Genomic DNA, 20,543 nt, shown 5'->3' on the forward strand with positions numbered 1-20,543 from the left:
CTGCGTGCTTTGTCGGCGGGGGACGGCAGGTCCTGTCTCTGACGGGGCGCTCGCCCCGCCGGAAGGCGAACCGTGCGGCGAGCCCGGCCGGCCGTGCCCTGGGGTGGGGTGCTCAGGGCTCGCCAAAGATACGCACCTTCAGCGATGTCCGCCAGTGCCTCAGCCGGAGCGGCGTCAGGCGGCGCCCTGGCCGACCGTTCGTCCAGGGATGACCACCTGCGCGCGGTGCGCCCCGCCCGTGCGCCCACCCCTGCGCCCAGACGCGATCGCCCGGTCGCTCATCCGGCAGCGTCGGAACGTCGCATTGTTCACAGATGAGTCCGCGGCCAGGACGGCCGCCATCGCCGCGCGCAGCCGACGCTTGACGCCGGCTGCTGGGACCGACAAGAATCAATCCGTTAATCCGGATTAGGAGATACAACTTGCTCGATCTCAGCGCCACCACCGACGGAAGCGAACGCCCCACGCGCCTCGAGGAGATCCTCGAACACCGGATCCTGTGCCTCGACGGCGCGATGGGCACGATGATCCAGCGCTACCGCCTGGGCGAGGCCGACTACCGCGGCGAGCGCTTCCGCGATCATGCGATCGACCTCAAGGGCAACAGCGATCTCCTCGTGCTGACGCGGCCGGACGTCATCTCCGAGATCCACGGAGCGTACCTCGACGCCGGCGCCGACATCATCGAGACGAACACCTTCACGGGCACCTCGATCGCCCAGGCCGACTACCGGCTCGAGTCGCTCGCCTACGAGATCAACCTGACCGCGGCCCAGATCGCCAGGAAGGCGGCCGACGCGTGGACGGCGCGCACGCCCGGCAAGCCGCGCTTCGTCGCGGGCGCGATGGGGCCGACGCCGAAGACGCTGTCGATCTCGCCGAGCGTGAGCGACCCGTCGTTCCGCGCCGTCGGCTTCGACGAGCTGCGGCGGGCGTTCGCGGAGCAGGTGCGCGGGCTCGTCGACGGTGGGGTCGACGTGATCCTCGCCGAGACGTTCCTCGACACGCTGAACATGAAGGCGTGCCTCGTCGCGATGGAGGAGGTCTTCGCGGAGAAGGGGCGGCGCCTGCCGATCCTGCTCAGCGTGACGATCACCGACAGGAGCGGCAGGACGCTCTCCGGCCAGACGATCGACGCCTTCTGGACGAGCGTGGAGCACGCGAGCCCGCTCAGCGTCGGCCTCAACTGCGCCCTCGGCGCGAGCGACATGCGGCCGTACCTCGTGGATCTCGCGAAGCTCGCCCGGGCGCGGGTGAGCTGCTACCCGAACGCGGGCCTCCCCAACGCGTTCGGCGAGTACGACGAGCTCCCGGAGACGACGTCGCGGCTGCTCGCGGAGTTCGCGGAGAGCGGGCTCGTGAACATCGTCGGCGGCTGCTGCGGGACGACGCCGGATCACATCCGCGCGATCGCCCGGGCGACGGCGGAGCTGCGGCCGCGGCCCATGCCCGCGGAGCGCGACGGCTTCGGGCGCTTCGCCGGCCTGGAGACGCTCGTCATCCGGCCCGACACGAACTTCCTGATGATCGGCGAGCGGACCAACGTGACCGGCTCGGCCCGGTTCATGGAGCTCATCAAGAAGGGCGACTTCACGACCGCGCTGGAGGTGGCGCTCGATCAGGTGCGCGGCGGGGCGAACCTCCTCGACGTGAACATGGACGAGGGCATGCTCGACTCCGAGCAGGCGATGACGACCTTCCTGAACCTCATCGCCACCGAGCCCGAGATCGCCCGCATCCCGATCATGGTCGACAGCTCGAGGTGGTCGGTCATCGAGGCGGGGCTCAAGTGCATCCAGGGCAAGGGGCTCGTCAACTCGATAAGCCTCAAGGAGGGGCCCGAGGACTTCCTCGAGAAGGCGCGCGCCGTGCGGCGCTACGGGGCGGGGGTCGTGGTGATGGCCTTCGACGAGATCGGCCAGGCCGAGACGGTCGAGCGCAAGGTCGCGATCTGCCAGCGCGCGTACAGGCTGCTCACCGAGGAGGCGGGCTTCGATCCGCAGGACATCGTCTTCGACCCGAACATCCTCGCGATCGCGACCGGCATGGAGGAGCACGGCGACTTCGCGAAGAACTTCATCGAGGCGACGCGGATCATCAAGGCGACCTGCCCGGGGGCGCGCGTGAGCGGCGGCGTGTCGAACCTGTCGTTCTCGTTCCGCGGGAACAACGCCGTCCGCGAGGCGATGCACTCGGCCTTCCTGTTCCACGCGATCCGGGCCGGAATGGACATGGGCATCGTGAACGCGGGGCAGCTCGCGGTCTACGAGGACATCCCGGGGGACCTGCTCGAGCGCGTGGAGGACGTCCTCTTCAACCGGCGCCCGGACGCGACCGAGCGGCTCGTCGAGCTCGCCGAGCAGGTGAAGGGCAAGGGCAAGAAGAAGGAGCTCGACCTCGCCTGGCGCGACGGCCCGGTCGAGGAGCGGCTCTCGCACGCGCTCGTGAAGGGGCTCGTCGACTTCATCGAGGCGGACGTGGAGGAGGCGCGGAGGAAGTACGAGAGGCCGCTCTCCATCATCGAGGGGCCGCTGATGGACGGGATGAAGGTCGTCGGCGAGCTGTTCGGCGCCGGGAAGATGTTCCTGCCGCAGGTGGTGAAGAGCGCCCGCGTGATGAAGCGCGCCGTCGCGCACCTGCTGCCGTTCATGGAGGCCGAGAAGGCCGCCGGGGGCTCGTCGTCGCAGGGGAAGGTCGTGATGGCGACCGTGAAGGGCGACGTGCACGACATCGGCAAGAACATCGTGGGCGTGGTGCTCGGGTGCAACAACTACGAGGTGATCGACCTCGGGGTGATGGTGCACCAGGACAGGATCCTGGAGGCGGCGCTGCGCGAGGAGGCCGACATGATCGGGCTGAGCGGCCTCATCACGCCGTCGCTCGACGAGATGGTCAGCGTGGCGCGCGAGATGGAGCGGCGCGGGATCCGGCTGCCGCTGCTCATCGGCGGGGCGACGACGAGCCGGCAGCACACGGCGGTGAAGATCGCGCCGGAGTTCAGCGGGACGGTGGTGCACGTGCTCGACGCGTCGCGGGCCGTGGGCGTGGTGTCGAGCCTGCTCGATCGGGCGAACCGGCCGGCCTTCGACGCGCAGAACCGGCAGGAGCAGGCCAAGCTGCGCGAGCTCTTCGCGAGGAAGCGGGCGAAGCCGCTCGTGACGCTCGCCGCGGCGGACGGGGGGCGGCTCGAGATCGCGTGGCGGCCCGAGGACATCGCGAGGCCGTCGTTCACGGGGCGCCGCGTTGTGGAGGTGCCGCTCGCGGAGGTCGCGAGGTACATCGACTGGACGTTCTTCTTCACCGCGTGGGAGCTCAGGGGGCCGTTCCCGCAGATCCTGGAGCACCCGCAGTACGGCGAGGCGGCGCGCGAGCTGTTCGATCACGCGCAGAAGGTGCTGCGGCGGATCATCGAGGGTCGCCTGCTCACGGCGCGGGGCGTCTACGGCTTCTGGCCGGCGAGCGGCGAGCAGCGGGACATCGTGATCTACGCGGACGAGGCGAGGGAGCGGGAGCTCGTCCGGTTCAACATGCTGCGCCAGCAGCAGGTGAAGGGGCAGGGCGGCGCCGAGGAGGACGGAGACGGCGGCGACAAGGCCGCGGGCGGGGTGAGGCCGCACCTGTCGCTGGCCGACTTCGTGGCGCCGCGGGGGAGCGGGCTCGCCGATCACGTCGGCGCGTTCGCGGTGACGGCGGGGCTCGGGCTCGACGAGATCGTGCGCGCGTACGAGAAGGACAAGGACGACTACAGCGCGATCATCGCGAAGGCGCTGGCGGACCGGCTCGCGGAGGCGTTCGCCGAGCTGCTCCACGAGCGAGCGCGCAAGGACTGGGGGTACGGCGCGGGAGAGGCGCTGACGAGCCAGGAGCTCATCGAGGAGAAGTACCGGGGGATCCGGCCGGCGTTCGGGTACCCGGCGTGCCCGGATCACACCGAGAAGCGCAAGCTGTTCGCGCTGCTCGACGCGCCGTCGGTCGGCATCGAGCTGACGGAGAGCTGCGCGATGACGCCGGCGGCGAGCGTCAGCGGCATCTACCTGGCGCACCCGAAGGCGCGGTACTTCATGGTGGGGCGCCTCGGCAGGGATCAGGTCGCGGACTACGCGAAGCGCAAGGGGATGACGGTCGAGGAAGTGGAACGGTGGCTGTCGCCGAACCTGGGGTATGACCCAAAGGCGGCTGTCGAGGGGGAGAGCGCCGTCGTGGCGGCTTGACGACGGGCAGAAGCGGCGATGAGCCCAGGGGCGCACGTTCCCGCAGAGGGGCGGCGTCCGAGCGCGGCAGCGATCCGACGCGGCCCGCGCGACGAGCGTTGTGATAACAAGCTCCCCATGTCCGAAGCCGACTGGTTTGCGCTGAACCGCGCCGCCTGGAACGCGCGCACCCGCGTGCACCTGGCCTCGAAATTCTACGATCTGGGCTCGTTCCGGGCCGGCGCGAGCTCTCTCAAGCCGATCGAGCTCGAGCAGGTCGGCGATGTGCGTGGGAAGTCGCTGCTCCACCTGCAATGCCATTTCGGGCAGGACACGCTCTCCTGGGCGCGGCTGGGCGCCCGCGTCACCGGGCTGGACCTCTCCGACGAGGCCGTCACGGCGGCGCGAGCGCTGGCGCAGGAGCTCTCGGTGGACGCGCGCTTCGTCGAGGCCAACGTCTACGACGCCCCCGAGGCCCTCGGCGGCGAGACGTTCGATATCGTCTTCACCTCGTACGGCGTCCTCGGGTGGCTCCCGGACATGACGCGCTGGGCGCGCGCGGCCGCAGCGTGCCTGAAGCCCGGGGGCGTCCTGCACCTCGTCGAGTTCCACCCCCTCGTGTGGACCTTCGACGATGCATTCGAGCAGATCGCCTATGCCTACGATGGTCACGGGGAGCCGATCGTCACCGAGGAGACAGGCACGTACGCCGACAGGAGCGCGCCCGTGACGCTGAAAGAGGTCGGCTTCAACCACGGGATCGGGACGGTGGTGTCGGCGCTCCTCGACGCGGGCCTCACGCTGGAGCGCCTGCGCGAGCTCGACTGGTCCCCCTACGATATCTTTCCGGACATGGTGGAAGGACCGCCAGGGCAGCTCCGCATGAAGAAGTTCGGGCGCCGACTGCCGCTCGTCTATGCGCTCGCGGCGCGACGGCGCGTCTGAGAGCGGGGCAAGCCCCACGCACGCTCAGGGGGTCGCCGTCCTCCGGCCGCGGCGGTCACTTGGCATCACTTGCCATCACTTGCCGTCACGGGCACAGGACGCGCTCGTCCAGGGGGAGGCGCGGGCTGCGCTCCGGGCGCGCGAAGCTGTCGGGCGACCGCAGCACGTCGCCGAGGCGCGCGTCGGCCAGCGCCACGAGCGCGGCAGGCGCGGCGGGCAGCGGTCCGCCGCACGGGATGGGCTGCACCATCGCGTAGACCATCGGACCGCGCTGGAGGAGGCTCTCGTACAGCGCGTGGCCGAAGACGAGCGCCGCGGCCTCGCCCCGCTGCACGGCGTCCCGCACCTCGCCGGCGCAGCGCTCCAGATCCTCGGCATCGCCGAGGAGGGGCGCCTCGCGCGCGTTGTTGTAGAGCAGCAGGAGCCCGCCCTCGTCGAGGAGCGCGAGCCCGTCCAGCTCGCGCGTGCGCGCCGGGGGAAGCGCCTCCGCGCCGGGATGGATGCGCGCGGCGATCGCCCGGTGCTGGCGCGCGTGGAGCTCCGCCTTCGCGCGCGGGAAGGCGGCCCACACCAGCATGTTGAGGAAGTCGTGCCAGTTGCTCGGGCGCGTGGGCACGCAGCCCTCGACGTGGATGCGCGCGTCGTAGAGCGCCGAGGGGTCGACGGGCCCGCGCCGCCCGCGCCGGCGAGGCCGCGGCTTTTGCTCCGCAAAGCGCACGGGGAACCCCTCGCCGAGCGCCCGGTTGTAGTCCTCGACAGGCGGCCAGCCGGCGCACCCCGCGAACGCCTCGGCCAGGGGGCGGATCGGCCAGTACAGCCGGCTCTTCTCGTAGAAGAGCGGCTCCCAGGGAACGGGGGTGCTCCCTGGCGCGCCGCTCGGGTGCGGCGCAGCTCGGCCGGCGGCGCTCACGCGGCGCAGCGTAGGAGCAGCGCCGCGAGAGCTCAAGCCGCGCGCAAGGCGGCGCCGGGACGCGCCGAGCGCGCGGCGGCGGCCGCGCGCCGGGACCCGGGCCGCCGGCCGCCCGGCAGGCCCGCCCTGGACCGAGCGCACGGAGCTGGACAACAGGGCGCCGGTGTCCCGAGACTCCCTGTCTCAACTCACCCAGTTCCCCTGGATATCCATGCTCGCCCTCGTGCAGCCATCACGCAACGAGAGCTCGCGCCAAGCCTGGAGTGATGGCCGTTCGCCACGGACGTCGCCGCAGCGGATCTGCCCCCACGCCCGCCGCCCGCGTGTCATCCTCAGATAACGAGATGGCTCGCCTCGAGGACCGCCTGCCAGAGAACGCCCCCGGCGATTACTTCGTCGACCGGTCGTGCATCGACTGCGACGTATGCCGCCAGCTCGCCCCCTCGGTGTTCGTGCGCGCGCCCGCCGTCGAGCAGAGCATCGTCGCTCGCCAGCCCGCGACGCCGGACGAGCACCTCCGCGCGGCCATGGCGCTGGTGTCGTGTCCGACCGCCTCCATCGGCACCTCCGCACCGGCGGCGGGGATGGCCGCCGCGACCTCCGCCTTCCCCGAGCCGATCGACGAGGATGTCCATTATTGCGGCTATACCTCGTCGTCCTCCTTTGGCGCGGCGAGCTACCTCATCGTGCGACCCGAGGGCAACGTGCTCGTCGACTCGCCCCGCGCCGCCAGGCCGCTCACGAAGCGCATCCGCGAGCTCGGCGGCGTCCGGACCCTGGTGCTCACCCACCGCGACGACGTCGCCGATCACCGGATCTTCCGGGACAGCTTCGGGTGCGATCGCGTGATCCACGAGGACGATATCGACGACGGAACAGCGCTCGCCGAGGTGAAGTTCAAGGGGCTCGACCCCGTGGCCCTCGCGCCCGATCTCACGTTGATCCCCGTCCCGGGCCACACGCGGGGCAGCGTCGCGCTCCTCTTCCGGGACCGGTACCTCTTCACCGGGGACCATCTCTTCTTCTCCGGCGAGCTCGGGCGACTCGACGCGTCGCGCGACGTCTGCTGGTATTCCTGGGCGGAGCAGATCCGCTCGATGGAGCGCCTCCTCCAGCACCGGTTCACGTGGGTCCTGCCCGGCCACCACCGCCGGTACCGCGCTCCCTCCGAGGACGCCATGCGCGCCGAGCTCGCCGAGCTCATCGATCGCATGAAGATGGCGTGACGCGCGCACAGGCCCATGCGCGTTGACGTGCGCGCGCTTCGGCGAGCGGCCCGCCTCGGTCCGCCGGGCGCCGTGGTACGATCGCGTCCCTGATGACGCCGGACCTCATCGTTCGCGGGTTGCGGGTGGTCACCGGGGGCGCCGTGCGGCCGGCCTCGGTGCACATCCAGGGCGGCACCATCGTCTCCGTCGCCGGCTACGACGAGCTGCCGGAGGGCTGCCCCGTCGTGGACGCTCGGGGCGCGGTGGTGATGCCCGGGCTAGTCGATGCGCACGTGCACATCAACGAGCCCGGGCGGACCGAATGGGAGGGCTTCGAGACGGCGACGCGCGCCGCGGCCGCGGGCGGCGTCACGTCGCTCGTCGACATGCCCCTCAACAGCATCCCGCCGACGACCACGGTCGCGCACCTCGAGAAGAAGGCGCGCGCGGCGGAGGGCCGGTGCCTCGTCGACGTGGGCTTCTGGGGCGGCGCCGTCCCGGGCAACGCGGGAGAGCTGGTCCCGCTGCTCGAGGCCGGCGCGCTCGGCTTCAAGTGCTTCATGGTCGACTCGGGCGTGGCGGAGTTCGGCCACGTCGCCGAGGCGGACCTCAGGGCCGCGCTCGAGGTGCTCGCGGGCACGGGGGCGCCGCTGCTCGTCCACGCCGAGCTCCCCGGCCCGATCGACGCGGCGCGCGCGGCGATCGCCGGCCTGGATCCGCGCACGTACGCGGCCTACCTGCGCTCGCGCCCGCGGGAGGCGGAGGACCAGGCGATCGCCCTGCTCGCGTCGCTCTGCCAGGCGACGGGCGCGGCGGCGCACGTGGTCCACCTCTCGTCGGCCACGGCGCTCGACATCCTGCGGCGGGCGCGCGACGGCGGCGCCGCGCTGTCGGCCGAGACGACGCCGCACTACCTGCACTTCGCCGCCGAGGAGATCCCGGACGGCGCGACGCCCTTCAAGTGCGCTCCGCCGATCCGGGAGCGGCAGAACCGCGAGGAGCTCTGGGCCGCGCTCGCGGGAGGCCTCATCGATTTCGTCGTCTCCGATCACTCCCCGTGCACCCCCGAGCTCAAGCGGCTCGAAGCCGGCGACTTCGACGCCGCCTGGGGCGGGATCTCGAGCCTGCAGCTCGGCCTGTCGATCGTCTGGACCGACGCTCGCCGCCGGGGCATCCCGCTCGAGCGGCTCGCCGACTGGCTGTGCCGCGGGCCCGCGAGGCTCGCCGGATTGCGCCGCAAGGGGGAGATCGCGCGCGGGTTCGACGCCGATCTTGTGCTCTGGGATCCCGACGCCAGCTTCCGGGTCGAGCCGCCGACCCTCCAGCACCGGCACAAGGTGACGCCGTACGCCGGAGAGGAGCTCCACGGCGTCGTGGAGGCCACCTACCTTCGCGGCGAGAAGGTCCATGAGCGCGGGAGCTTCCCCGCGGAGGCGAGAGGGCGATGGCTGAAGCGAGAGGGGTGACGGGGCCGGCGTTCACGGAGGCGCTCGATCTGGCCTCGGAGCGCCTGGGCGGCGCGGTGCTCGCGGCGAACGACGAGTTCTTCGCGCCGAAGGAGAACCTGCTCAAGGCAGGGAAAGCGGTGTTCCTCGAGCACGAGTACACCGATCGCGGGAAGTGGATGGATGGCTGGGAGACGCGCAGGCGCCGGACTCCCGGGTTCGACTGGTGCCTCGTCCGGCTGGGGCTGCCAGGGATCCTCCGCGGGGTCATCGTCGATACGGCGTTCTTCCGGGGCAATTACCCCGAGCACTGCTCCATCGAGGCGTGCGCGGCGCGGCCCGACGCGCGGGTCGAGGACTTGCTCGACCCACGGACGCACTGGGTCGAGATCCTGCCGCGCTCGCCGCTGGCCGGCGACGCGCAGAACGCGTTCGAGCTGAGCAGCGCTTCGCGGTTCACGCATCTCCGCCTGAACATCTACCCGGATGGAGGCGTGGCGCGGCTCCGGGTGCACGGCGACGCTCTCCCCGACGTTCGCCGGCAGGGCCGCCCGGGCGCGGAGATCGACCTCGCGGCCGCGGAGAACGGCGGGCGCGTGCTCTCGTGCAGCGACATGTTCTTCGGGGTGCGCCATAACCTCATCATGCCCGGCCGGGCGGCGAACATGGGAGACGGCTGGGAGACTCGGCGCCGGAGGGGGCCCGGGTACGACTGGGCGCTCGTGGCGCTCGCGGCTCAGGGCGAGATTGCGCGGATCGAGGTCGACACGAACCACTTCAAGGGCAATTACCCCGACAGCTGCATGATCGAGGGGATCGACGCGGCGGGGCGCTCCGCGGCGGAGCTCGCCGGCGCGGGCGAGTGGCGGGAGATCGTGCCGCGGACGAAGCTCCAGGCGCACACGCGTCATCTCTTCGAGGAAGAGCTCCGCGCGACGGGGCCGTTCACGCACGTGCGCCTGAACATCTATCCTGACGGCGGCGTGAGCCGGCTCCGCATCTTCGGCAACGCGACCCGGAGCGGGGCGGCCGAGCAGCGGCTCCGCTGGCTCAACGCGCTCACGGGGCCGGAGGCCGAGGCGGAGCTCCGCGTGGCGTGCGGCTCGTCGGCGTGGGCGTCGCAGATGGCGGCGGCGCGGCCGTTCCGCGACGAGGAGCACCTCTCCGCGGCGGCGGCGCAGGCCTTCGCGCGGCTCGCGCCGGAGGACTGGCTCGAGGCGTTCCGCGCGCACCCCCGCATCGGGGAGACCAGGCCGCAGGCGGAGGCCGCGGAGGCGAGCGCGACGGCGAGGCGCTTCTCCAGCCAGGAACAGGCGGGGATGAGCGCCGCGGCGGTGGATACGCGGGAGGCGCTCGCGCGCTTGAACCGCGCCTATGACGAGAAGTTCGGGTTCATCTACATCGTCTGCGCCACCGGGAAGAGCGCGGACGAGATGCTGGAGGCGCTGCGCGCGCGGATCGAGCACACGCCGGAGCAGGAGCTGCCCATCGCCGCGGACGAGCAGCGGAAGATCACGGCGATCCGGCTGAACAAGCTCCTGTGGGGCGGATAGAGCCCCGGGCGCGGCCCCCGAGGAGGGAGCGCGCCGGGCGGAGGGAGCGCCGGCACGTCGGGTGTCCGGGCGTGGGGCGCTCAGCGCGAGAGCTGGCCTCGCAGCGCGCCGTCGGGGAAATCGGCGGTGCGCACGGCGACGTAGTACCTCTCTGGATCACCGAGCAATGCGCTCAGATCGTCGCGGGCCGCGCTCACGCAGCCGCTGGAGCTGCCGCCGGTCGGCGGCATCAGCGTGATGATCCCGCGTCCCGCGCGGCCGGCGGAGCCCTCGTGGATGCGCGCCGCGGTCGCCGGCGCGATGCCGGCCACCGCGAGGTCGAAGCAGACCTCGCCGCGGTCGAGATCGAGCGTGACGCGCGCCGTGCCGCTCCCCTTCGGGTCGCCGGGGCCGGGCACTTCGTCTTGCCCCGTGAGCGCCGCCGTGAGCGAGCGGACCGGGCGCTCAGGCAACGCCGCGCGCGCCAGCGCCGTCGCGAGGAGGACGGCGCCCAGCGCGAGCATCGTGAGGTGTTGCATGTCTCCCTCCTGCACATCACGGGGATGTGCGATTCGAGGGCACCACGAAGAGCAAAGGCGACGCCGCCCGCGCGCCGCGAGCCGCCCCGCACGTCGGTCGATCGCGGGGGCGGCGAGGAGGCGACGACGGACACGGCGATTCGCCCCGATCGCCGAGGCGCGCAGGAGAGAGACAGAGGCGGACAGCGGACCCGGATCGGCACACGACGCGGAGAATCGGCGTCGCCTGCGCGAGGTGGCAAGGCGGCCGGTGCTCCACACGGGCGGACAGGCCGCGGGCGCGGCCAGAGCAGCGGTGGAGGCATCCGCATGAGCACGCCCGGTCCGTCGCGGGCGGGGGCTCAGGGTTGACGACGAGTCCGCCTTCTGCCAGGAGACGGACGCGCGCGAGGCGCGCAAAGAGCACGGCGGAGGCACACGATGAGCACAGAGATCTCGAAGACCGACAACGACGACTGGACCATGCCCAAGCTCATCGCGCTCGCGTTCACGACGCTCCTCGTGGCCTTCTCGGTCATCTACCTCATCTCTCCCTGAACGGCGCGCGTTCGCCCGTTCCCCGGCGCGCGCCGGCCCCACGAAGGGCGGCGCGCGCTACAGCTTCCTTGCGCAGCGCACGCCGAGCGCGTCCGTCACATCGGTCGGGTCCCAGCCTGTCCGCAAGCGAGCGGAGAGATCCTGCGGTCTAGGCTGCCACCAGCTGCCGCCGCGGATCACCCGCGCGGAGCCGCGCTCGACGTTCGCGCAATCACGGCACGGCTGGGGGTACGTCCCCTCGAAGTCCAGGGTCCACTCCCACATATTCCCGGCGAGGTCGGCCTGCCCCCACCGGCCATCACCCCTCGGCGATCTCGATCCGACGACGGCGCTGCCCGTCATGTCGAACACGGCGTAGGTCGAGTTCGGAAGCGCGTTGCCCCACGGATACGCCCGCTGCTCGCTCCCGCCAGCCGACGCGTAGTCCCACTCCGCCTCTGTCGGGAGCCGCCCGCCGTCCCAGGCGCAGAAGGCGAACGCGACGAACCAGCTCACGCAGCTGATCGGCTTGAGCTCGTTCCCGCCCGCGTCGTCGGTCCACGAGTGCAATCCCGGGTTGCACTTCAAGTCATCCCTCAGCGCCGCCTGGCTCGCGGGCAGACGGGAGTCCCACGCAGCGTCCCAGCCGCTCCGCACGATCGCCGGGTGAGCTCCAGCGCCGGCCGCGGGTCGGCTCGCGGGATACGCCTCGACGAACTTGCGGAACCGTCCGACGGTGACCTCGTAGCGATCCAGGCGCAGGTCGCTCACCTCCGCCGGATACGCCGCATCGTCGCTCCGCTCGTACCGGCCACCCGGGACGCGCGGGCTCGCGCAGCAGGGCTGGTTCCGATCCGGCCCGCAGGCCTCGCCCGCCCCGGTCTCGCCCAGGCGGCAGCTCGGCGGCACGATGCACCGGCCCGCGCCGCACCACCCAGCGCAACCGGCAAGACCCCACCGCCCGTCGCTGCCGCACACTTCGATGCTATCGCCGGCGCACCGCGCCTCGTCGGGAGAGCACTCGACAGGGGTCCCCCCGCCCCCGCCTGCGTCACCGCCGCCGCCAGTCGCTGCGCCGCCGGCCTCGCCGCCACCCGTCGCCCCACCACCCGTCGCCCCACCACCCGCAGCGCCACCGCCGGTCGCTCCGCCACCGGTCGCTCCGCCGCCGGTCGCTCCGCCCCCCGTCGCGCTGCTGCCAGCCCCGCCGCCACCGACCGCCGTGCCCGACCCACCACCTGCTCCGCCGCCGGCGGCGCCAGCGCCGCCGTCGCCATCGACGAAGCTCCGCACCCTCTGCTCGCAGCCCGGCCCCAGCGCGGCCATCGCGACGGCCAGCCAGCCAGCACCGCGCCGGCGATCCCGAGCTTCACCCGAACGAATCCGTAGAGCGCCCACAGTTCACCTTCACAGTCGCCCACCGACGGGCACCCGCCATCGTATCATGTGGGACACCTGCTTCACCCCGCCCGACCGTCGACCTCGCTGCGCCTCCGGGCGCACCACGGACGGCAGGCGCACGCGTCGCGCTCGCCGCGCGGGACGGCGCTCTCGGGCGGATGCGCGCTCAGCTGCCTCGGTACGTGGTGTAGCCGTGAGGGCTGAGCAGCAGCGGGACGTGATGGTGCTGCGCCGGGTCCCGGATCTCGAAGAGGATCGACACCGTGGGATAGAAGCTCTCGCACCCGAGCGCCGCGTAATAGGCGCCTGTGTGGAAGGTGAGGCGGTAGCGGCCCTGGAGGGGCCGTTCGCCGGGCGGCAGCAGCCCCTTCTGCCGGCCGTCGCCGTCGGTCGTGCCCCGTCCGACCTCCCGGTAGCCGCCGTCGTCGCCGACCTCCAGCACCACCAGCACGCCGCTCGCCGGGCAGCCCCGTGACGTGTCCAGCACGTGCGTCGTGATCGCGCTCATCGGTCCTCCTCGCCGCTCGGGCCCTCCGCGAACCGGGCCATTCCGGTGCTCTCCTATCACGCGCTCCGGCGCGCCACGATGGCTTGAAAGGATCGGCCCCTGAGCTCGTCCGGCGTGAGGCCGGTCCTCTCCGCCGCCTCGCCCTCCGTCATCGCCCCCGCGCCGATCGCGCGCAGGAAGAAGCCCAGGAGCCCCTGCCCCGTCGCGGCATCGTCGAACACCGTCCCGGCGACGGTCGCCTGGGCGGCCCGCTCGACGAAGCTCCGCAGCCGCGCGGCGGCCGCGTCGACGCCCTCCAGGAAGAACGCGTACGTGGCGGCGTAGCGGACCGGCAGCTCCGCGGGGTGGAGGTCCCAGCCCTGGTAGTAGCCGCTCTCGAGCGCGCGGCGAACCTGCCCGTACTTCAGCCGCCACGCGCCCACGACCGCGCGACGGTTCTCCTCGCTCTGCTGCGGCGTGAGCGGCGCGCCGCCGGGGCGCGCGCGGTGCGGGCCGACGGGCAGGAGGTTGCTCGCGCCGTCGGACAGCCAGAGCCCCGAGCCGGCCAGCGCGACCTGCATCACGTGCCGCGCGAAGTCGCACGCCGGGTGGGCGAGGCGCTGATGGGCGGCCGTGATCTCGCAGCTCGCCGTGTAGTCGTAGGCCCCGAAGTGCGCCGCCACGCACCGCCCGCGGGCCGCCTCGACCAGCCCGGGCAGCGCGATCTCCCCGCGCGGGCCGATGATCGACGCCGGCGTCTCGACCATCAGCTCGATCCGGATCGAGCCGGCCGGAAGCCGCAGCGCGCCCTCGAGCGCGTCGAGGGCGTCGGCCAGGGCGGCGACCTGCTCGGGCGCGACCACCTTCGGCAGCGTCACCGCGAAGGCGGGCGGGAGCGCGCCGCCCGAGGCGGCGATGAGCGCCGAGAAGAAGACGTCGAGCGTCCTCAGGCTCCGCTCGGCGCACCCGTCGCCGAGCGGCTTGATCCTGATCCCGAGGAACGGCGGCAGGCTGCGCGCGGCCATGCCGAGGGCGACCTCGCGCGCGGCGGCGGCGGCGTGCGCGTCCTCCTCGTTCCCGGGGCGCACGCCGTAACCGTCCTCGAAATCGATGCGCAGGTCCTCCACGGGCTCGCTGCGGAGCTTGTCGAGCACGCGCGCGTGCACCGCGTGCGCGAGCCGCGCAGCCCCGGAGGCGCGCTCGGCCGCGGCTCCGCCCGCCTCGATCGCGGCCGCGAGCGCGAGGGCGTCGGCGCGCCCCTCCGGGAGCCCCTCGGCCCCCGGCAGGCCGATCGCTCGCGCGAAGGCGGCGAAGTCGGGCGCGTGCTCCTCGACGGCGCGGAGGGCCACCGCCCCGAGCTTCCGGGCCGTGTCGGCCTTGAACAGGTGGGCGCCGCCGTAGACGGTGTGGACCGGCTGGCGCGCGCCCGTGCGGTCGAAGACAGAACGCCCGCTGCGGAGGCGCGAGAGCGCGCCGCGCAGCGCTTCGGAGGAGAGGCTCGTCTGGAACATGGTGTGCCTTCAGCGGGTAGGGCGTACACGAGATGCCGCCTGACTCGGCACGTCAAGTGGCGCTCGCGCTCCTCGCGAGGAGGCGCCATGATGCGACCCGCGCCGCTCGAGCGAGCGCGAGGAGCGCCGCGCGCGGCGGCGCTGGCGAGGGCGGCGGCACCGGCGCCGCCGTTGCGCGCGCAGCGCTCGGGGTGTATCCGTCGTTGGAGGACTTGAATCGATGATGAGACGCCGAGACTTTCTTCGCGCCACGCTGGTGACCGCTGGTTCGGTGGTCGTGCCGACGGCATGCTCCGATGATGGGGACGCCATCGGCACATGCGACGTGCACGAGGATGAGGGGTTCTTCCCGCAGTCGGTGGCCTCCGGCGATCCGCGGCCCGATAGCGTCGTGCTGTGGACCCGGCTCATCGATAGAAAGCAGCCGCAGTCGGATCTCAACCTGGCGCTCGTGGTCGCGCTCGACGAGGGGTTCACGCAGCTCGTGGTGCTCACACCGAGCTCCGACAACGTGGCCACGGCGGGGTCGGGCAGCACGCAGCTCCGCGTGACCGCCCGGGCGGACTTCGATCACTGCGTCAAGGTCAAGGTGAGCGGCCTGAGCCCCGGCACCACGTACTATTACCGCTTCTACTACATGACAGGAGAAGGCTGCGTCAGCTCGCGCGTCGGGCGGACGCGGACGGCGCCCGCGCAGGGCGCGGACGTGCCGGTGCGCTTCGCCTTCGTGTCCGGCCAGGACTACATCGGTCGCTACTACAACGCTTATGTGGCCCTGGCGAAAGAGGAGCTCGACTTCGTCGTCCACCTCGGGGGCTACATCCACGAGACGACCGGGAACCCGAGCCTCCAGGCCCCCCCGGGGCAGCGCGGCATCTCCTTCTCCGACGTGGACGGCGCCATCGCCTTCCAGCCGCCGGAGCCGGAGGGCGCGGCCTACCACGCCGCCAAGTCGCTCAGCAATTACCGGGAGCTCTACAAGACGTACCGGTCCGACCGGGCGCTGCAGCGGGTACACGAGCTCTTTCCCATGATCGCAGTCTGGGGCGATCACGAGTTCTCCGACGATGGCCACGGCGCGACGGCGGCCTATCTGGACGGCCGGGAGCCGGAGACGGACGAGCACCGGCGCAAGGCGGCGAACCAGGCCTGGTTCGAGTACATGCCGGCCGAATACCCGAATGATCCGAAGGGCGACGAGTTCCGCTACGACGGAGCGGTCGCGTACCCGGACGATATCACCATCTACCGGGACTTCCCGTTCGGGAAGCACGTCCACCTCGTGATGACGGATCTCCGCTCCTACCGCGCGGATCACCTGATCCCGGAGGACGCCTTCCCGGGAAAGGTCGTCGTTCAGCAGGTGGAGCTCGGGGCGAGCTTGACCGACTTGCTGCCCTACACGAGCCGCTACATCCCGGACATCAACGGCAGCAGCTGGGATATCTACAAGAGGGCGCTGGATGAGGCTGCGGCCCTGTTCGAATTCGACCCGAACCTCGGTTTCGCTGAGGGCGAGCTCCGCCCCGTCAGCGCCAAGGTCGTCGGCGAGATCGTGGCGAAGCTGAACGAGCACAGGGTCGAGCAAGGGAAGGATCCGATTCCCCCCATCCCGCCGAGTGACTTCGCCTTCATGGAGAGCGGGTTCGCCTACGCCGATTTCGGAAAGACGGACTACTACAGCGCGTTCGGGTCGCGCTACTTCGTGATCAAGGATGCCTTCGACCCGTACTTGCCGTTCGCCTCCCAGGCGGATGTCATGGGAGAAGCGCAGAGAGCCTGGTTCCAGAAGACGATGGAGGAGTCCCAGAGCACCTGGAAGGTATGGGGGAACGAATACCCCCTTTCACAGCTCGTCCTCGCCCACACCACAGAGCCCGCGGAGCCCGAGCAGGAGTCGCTCACCCGACACTTTTACCTGAGCTGTGACGGCTGGGACGGCTTCCGCAAGGAACGGGACGAGCTCATCGGGATGCTCACCACGGTCGAGGGCAACGTGGTGTCGATCACCGGCGATCTCGGCGCCTTCCTCGCAGGGACGGCCGCCGTGGAGGGCGCCACGTCCAAGATCGTGGAGTTCGGCGGCGCCGCGATCTCGTCGGCCACGTGCCGCTCGGTGCTGACGAAGCGGCTGGCGAGCCATCCGACGCTGAAAGACGTCCTGGAGAAGGAGGACTTCGACATCGACGACAGCATAAAGAAGGCCAATCCGTACCTCGCCTTCAGCAACGCCACGAGCAACGGGTTCTGTATCGTCGAGGCGAATGCCGACGAGTTCGTCGTGAGCATGCACATGATCCCCGAAGACGCGCTCGCCGCCCCCCTGTACGACGAGACCGGCGCGGCGGCGCTCGACGAGCAGATCACGATCGCGCGGTACAAGACGAAGGCGGCCGAGTCCGAGCTGTACTTGGAGGACCAGGGCACCTGGACGCAGTGGATCCCGCGCACCGCAAGCTAGGACGCAGGATCCATCGACCGAGCTGGGCGGCCAGCGCTGCCGCCCCGCTCTAGCGCGCCAGCATCACCACGGTCCCGTCACGACAGGCGATCGCCATCCGCTCCTCGCCGGCAGGGATGACGGCGACCGGCGCGGAGCAGACGCGCTCGGCCGCGATGGAGACATTGCCGTCCGCCTCGACGACGCCGGCGCGCCCGCCCGCGCGCACGAAGCCGACGCGGCCGGCGCGATCGATCACCACCGGCGGGCTCGGCTTGGCGTCCACCGGGCCGAAGAAGCCGGAGAGCCCGGCGTCGGCGGGTGGGGACCCCGGAGGCCTGTCGATCGCGACCCGGAACGCCAGGTCGCCCGACGCGTTGACCCCGAGGAGCAGGCCGGTCGTGGACAGGACCACGGCCAGGCCCCCGGCGCCGATGGCGGGCGGCCCGTCGAGGGCGCTGAAGGCGGCGCCGGCGCGGACCCCGGCGGTCCCTGTCGGCAGATCCAGCGCGACCAGGCGGCGGGCGTCGACGACCGCGAGCAGCGTGCGGGCGTCGGCGAGGGCCGCGCCGCGGCGAGGCACGCCGCCGAGAGAGCCGAGCCGCCTCGGCGCGCCGGGCGGACGCCAGGTCAGCACCGCGCCCGACTCGGTGGTCACGAGCGTGCCTTCAGGGCCCGCGAGCAAGGCGCCCGTCGCGCGATCCGCGATCTCGGCGCGGGCGCGCACGGTCCCGTCCGCGGCGAGCTCGACAAGGGAGCGCCCCAGGGCCGCCACGAGCCCGCCGTCGTCGAGCGCGAGGGGCGTCACGTCGGCGTCGCGCCCCCGGAGGCCGAGGGGGACGGCGAAGCGCACGCTCCCCGCAGGCGTGAGCCCGACGGCGACGCCGGACGAGGTGATCAGCGCGAGGGTGCCGTCGCTCGTGAGCACGGCGGGCGCGAGCGGCGCGCTGTCCCCGATGCGCACGCGCCAGCGCTCCCGGCCGTCCGCGCCGAGCTTGACGACCTCGGGGACCGTCAGCGTGAGGAGGAGATCGCCCGCGGCGTCCACGAGCGGCGCAGCGTCGATCCCGCCGCGGAGCTGCTTTCGCCACGCCTCGCGCGCCGGGAAGGGCAGCCGCGCGGCGGAGCGGCCCGTGCGGCGCGCGTCGAGCCGCTCGCTCGGGGCGAAGCCGCGGGGCGCGCCGACCACGATCGTGTGCGGCCGGCTCGTGTCGACGGCGTCGGCGAAGGCGAGCGGCGCCGCAGCGGAGAGCAGGAGCGCGGCCGCGGCGAGGCCCGCCGTCCGGGCGCGACGCGGCCTTCGCGGGCTGGGCGACGTGGTGCGCGCGGCGCTCATCGGCCGCCCTTCACGGTGAACTCGACCTGCACCTCGGGGATCTCGGCGCCGCCCGGCGCGACGAACGGCGGCGCGACGCTGCCGTAGGCGGTGAGGATGTCCCCGCGCTGGGCGGGGTTGTCGGCGCCATGGACGAGGCGGACCTTGCACGCCTCCGGAGAGCGCGGCGCGGCGTCCGCGCTCGCGGCGGCCGCGCCGCCCTCCTTGCAGCCGGACGCGGGCGGGATCGAGAGCAGGATCAGCGTCGCGTATCCCTGCCGGCGCACCTCGAGGGCCTCGCCGGTCAGCGCGATCGGCTTGCCGATGGAGTCCTTCCCGCCGGCGGCGAGCTCGGCGTACCCGATCGGGCCGCGGCCGGCGAACTCCTTCGCGGCGGTGTCGAGGCGGTCGACGCGGCGCACCGCGAGCTTCGCGATGCGCGGCGCCATCCCCTGCATCTTCGCGCGCACCTCGAACTGGGTCGCGCCCACGGACGAGACGTTCATCACGTGCGCGAAGGTGCCGTCGGGGCGGACCGCGATCGGGTGCGCGCCGGCGAAGATCTGCGCGCCGCGGGCCGTGCGCCCGGCGAGCACGAAGCTCTCCTTGTCGATGACCACGCTCGGGCCGGGCGACTCGATGGTGAGCGGGACGATGCCGACCGCGACGCTCACCATGCCCTGCTCGCGCGGGCCGTCGGGCGGCGTGACGGTGTACGGTACCTGCCGGGTGAGCGTCCTCGTCTCGTCCGAGGGCCCCGTGACCGCGTCGGTGACGTCGATCGACTCGATGGCCCGGCCGCTCGTGAGCGCGACCTCCTTGCCGTCGAGGAGCACCTGCGTGCCCTTGCTCGCCTCGACAACGACCTGGATCGAGGGCCGCTCCCCTTGCAGCGTGCCGAGGTCCGGCCGGATCCGGTAGGCGACGTGGATGGAGACGCCGACCGTCTCGTCGCGCCCGCTGCCGGGGCGGTCGATGGCGACCTTCATCCGGTTTTCGCCGACGGAGAGCGGGCTCGCGAGCGGGATCTGCGCGACGCGGCCGGCGGTGGTCGCGCGCCCCTCGCCGATGGAGACCGCGGTGCCGTCAGGACAGCTGTCGCACCGGAGCTCGATGACCTCGCGGCCGCCGGCGTCGGCGCGGGCGCGCGCGGTCACCGGGGGCGCGCTCGGCCAGAGGAGCGCGAACAGGACCGCGCCGAGCGCGAGCACGCCGCCAGCGACGACGACGGCGACGGCCCGGCGCGACGTGCGCGGGCGCCTCTCGCCCTTCGGCGGCGGGAGCCGCTGCTTCAGGCGATGGGGGCGCATGAGCGCCGGGTTCTGCAGCGGAGGGGCGCGGAAGCGCGCCGGCGCGATCGTGGCGCCGAGCTCGCCGGCCGGCTGGTAGCGCGCGTCGAGCTCGGGATCGGGCTCGGGGTCGGCCGGGGCGCCGGGCGCGAGCGGCGCGATGCCCGGCCGGGCGACGCCGACCAGCGTCCGCGACACGGCGGGCAGCGGCACCGGAGCGCGCGGCGCCCCGAGGCCCGGGCCGATCGGCACGGTGTGGTCAAGGCGCAGCTCGCCCGGCGCCGCGTGGAGCGGTGAGGCCGGCGCTGCATGGAGCGGCGCGGCCGGCGCTGCATGGAGCGGCGCGGCCGGCGCTGCGTGCGCGTCGAGGCGCGCTCCTGGGGCCACGGATGCCGGGGTCCCGACGACGAGCGTGCCCCCGGCCAGGCGCGGATCGGCCTGCGCTTGCGCTGGCGCCGCCCCGAAGATCGCGGCGGGCATGCCGACGATCGTGCGCGAGGCGGCGGCCGGCCCGCCGGCCATGGGCGGCAGCGCGGCCTGGCCGGGGCCCGCGCCGCCCGGCACGGCGGGGGCGGACGGCGTCTGTCGGAGCAGGTCGGGGAGCGTGACGCCGACCATGGTGCGGGCCGCGGGCTTCATGCCGTAGTAGCCGGCCGCTCCGCCCGGCGGCGCGAGCGCGGCGCCGCAGTGCGGGCACGCGATCGAGCCCTCGGGTACGGGTCTCCCGCAGTGCGGGCAATGCATGGCGCCATGGTAGCGAGGAACCGCGGCGCGGTCAGGCTCCGGGCGCTGCGGCCGGCGCGCGGCGCCTCCCC

At 72.7% G+C, this 20,543-nt stretch carries 13 protein-coding genes; 6 read left to right on the forward strand and 7 right to left on the reverse strand.

Translation table 11 applies throughout. From position 1 onward, the window contains the following. Positions 1-422: 422 nt before the first annotated feature. Positions 423-4,211, forward strand: coding sequence for a methionine synthase (gene metH, locus WMF11_RS33140; RefSeq protein WP_437973577.1), 3,789 nt, complete (start codon positions 423-425; stop codon positions 4,209-4,211). Between the two features lie 117 nt (positions 4,212-4,328). Continuing rightward, positions 4,329-5,135 (forward strand): class I SAM-dependent methyltransferase, encoded by an 807-nt coding sequence (locus WMF11_RS33145; RefSeq protein ID WP_437973578.1) that lies wholly within the window; start codon positions 4,329-4,331, stop codon positions 5,133-5,135. Between the two features lie 85 nt (positions 5,136-5,220). Here the strand turns inward: WMF11_RS33145 and WMF11_RS33150 are convergent, their stop codons facing one another. Next, positions 5,221-6,045, reverse strand: a complete 825-nt coding sequence (locus WMF11_RS33150) for a DUF3025 domain-containing protein (RefSeq protein WP_437903255.1) — start codon at positions 6,043-6,045, stop codon at positions 5,221-5,223. A 344-nt stretch (positions 6,046-6,389) separates the two neighbouring features. Between WMF11_RS33150 and WMF11_RS33155 the strand changes: the two genes are divergently transcribed. The 3 genes from WMF11_RS33155 (at position 6,390) to WMF11_RS33165 (ending at position 10,251) form a co-directional block, all read left to right on the forward strand. After that, positions 6,390-7,271 carry an MBL fold metallo-hydrolase gene (locus WMF11_RS33155; RefSeq protein WP_437973579.1) on the forward strand — a complete coding sequence of 294 codons (882 nt, stop codon included), beginning with the start codon at positions 6,390-6,392 and terminating at the stop codon, positions 7,269-7,271. A gap of 92 nt (positions 7,272-7,363) precedes the next feature. Next, on the forward strand, positions 7,364-8,719 hold the full coding sequence (gene allB, locus WMF11_RS33160) for an allantoinase AllB (protein WP_437542870.1): 1,356 nt from the start codon (positions 7,364-7,366) through the stop codon (positions 8,717-8,719). After that, entirely contained in the window at positions 8,698-10,251 is a 1,554-nt protein-coding gene (locus WMF11_RS33165) for an allantoicase (RefSeq protein ID WP_437973580.1), read from the forward strand. The genes allB and WMF11_RS33165 overlap by 22 nt, the downstream gene beginning before the upstream one ends. 80 nt (positions 10,252-10,331) lie before the next feature. On the opposite strand, the gene WMF11_RS33170 is transcribed toward WMF11_RS33165, so the two are convergent. From WMF11_RS33170 to WMF11_RS33185, 4 genes are all read right to left on the reverse strand, one after another. Further along, on the reverse strand, positions 10,332-10,769 hold the full coding sequence (locus WMF11_RS33170) for a CHRD domain-containing protein (RefSeq protein ID WP_437542875.1): 438 nt from the start codon (positions 10,767-10,769) through the stop codon (positions 10,332-10,334). A 594-nt stretch (positions 10,770-11,363) separates the two neighbouring features. Continuing rightward, positions 11,364-12,611, reverse strand: a complete 1,248-nt coding sequence (locus WMF11_RS33175; RefSeq protein WP_437973581.1) for a formylglycine-generating enzyme family protein — start codon at positions 12,609-12,611, stop codon at positions 11,364-11,366. 241 nt (positions 12,612-12,852) lie between these two features. Then, complete coding sequence (uraH, locus tag WMF11_RS33180) at positions 12,853-13,194, reverse strand: hydroxyisourate hydrolase (protein WP_012238509.1); 342 nt, start codon at positions 13,192-13,194, stop codon at positions 12,853-12,855. Positions 13,195-13,250: 56 nt separating this feature from the next. Next, positions 13,251-14,684, reverse strand: a complete 1,434-nt coding sequence (locus WMF11_RS33185; protein ID WP_437903263.1) for a DUF6986 family protein — start codon at positions 14,682-14,684, stop codon at positions 13,251-13,253. A 220-nt stretch (positions 14,685-14,904) separates the two neighbouring features. Between WMF11_RS33185 and WMF11_RS33190 the strand changes: the two genes are divergently transcribed. After that, on the forward strand, positions 14,905-17,145 hold the full coding sequence (locus WMF11_RS33190; RefSeq protein WP_437973582.1) for an alkaline phosphatase D family protein: 2,241 nt from the start codon (positions 14,905-14,907) through the stop codon (positions 17,143-17,145). 49 nt (positions 17,146-17,194) lie between these two features. Here the strand turns inward: WMF11_RS33190 and WMF11_RS33195 are convergent, their stop codons facing one another. Beyond that, on the reverse strand, positions 17,195-18,460 hold the full coding sequence (locus WMF11_RS33195; RefSeq protein WP_437542883.1) for a hypothetical protein: 1,266 nt from the start codon (positions 18,458-18,460) through the stop codon (positions 17,195-17,197). Then, positions 18,457-20,472, reverse strand: coding sequence for a zinc-ribbon domain-containing protein (locus tag WMF11_RS33200; protein ID WP_437973583.1), 2,016 nt, complete (start codon positions 20,470-20,472; stop codon positions 18,457-18,459). The genes WMF11_RS33195 and WMF11_RS33200 overlap by 4 nt, the downstream gene beginning before the upstream one ends. Between the last annotated feature and the right edge of the window lie 71 nt (positions 20,473-20,543).

Origin of the sequence: Sorangium sp. So ce295 (genome assembly GCF_051527405.1) — a bacterium.
In the GTDB taxonomy this organism is placed as follows: Bacteria; Myxococcota_A; Polyangia; order Polyangiales; family Polyangiaceae; genus Sorangium; species Sorangium cellulosum_B.

Coding starts and splice junctions, on each gene's coding strand:
- WMF11_RS33145 (WP_437973578.1), top strand. CDS start 4,329: ATGTCCGAAGCCGACTGGTTTGCGCTGAACCGCGCCGCCTGGAACGCG.
- WMF11_RS33195 (WP_437542883.1), bottom strand. CDS start 18,460: ATGAGCGCCGCGCGCACCACGTCGCCCAGCCCGCGAAGGCCGCGTCGC.
- allB (WP_437542870.1), top strand. CDS start 7,364: ATGACGCCGGACCTCATCGTTCGCGGGTTGCGGGTGGTCACCGGGGGC.
- WMF11_RS33175 (WP_437973581.1), bottom strand. CDS start 12,611: ATGGCCGCGCTGGGGCCGGGCTGCGAGCAGAGGGTGCGGAGCTTCGTC.
- WMF11_RS33170 (WP_437542875.1), bottom strand. CDS start 10,769: ATGCAACACCTCACGATGCTCGCGCTGGGCGCCGTCCTCCTCGCGACG.
- uraH (WP_012238509.1), bottom strand. CDS start 13,194: ATGAGCGCGATCACGACGCACGTGCTGGACACGTCACGGGGCTGCCCG.
- WMF11_RS33200 (WP_437973583.1), bottom strand. CDS start 20,472: ATGCATTGCCCGCACTGCGGGAGACCCGTACCCGAGGGCTCGATCGCG.
- WMF11_RS33185 (WP_437903263.1), bottom strand. CDS start 14,684: ATGTTCCAGACGAGCCTCTCCTCCGAAGCGCTGCGCGGCGCGCTCTCG.
- WMF11_RS33190 (WP_437973582.1), top strand. CDS start 14,905: ATGATGAGACGCCGAGACTTTCTTCGCGCCACGCTGGTGACCGCTGGT.
- WMF11_RS33155 (WP_437973579.1), top strand. CDS start 6,390: ATGGCTCGCCTCGAGGACCGCCTGCCAGAGAACGCCCCCGGCGATTAC.
- WMF11_RS33165 (WP_437973580.1), top strand. CDS start 8,698: ATGGCTGAAGCGAGAGGGGTGACGGGGCCGGCGTTCACGGAGGCGCTC.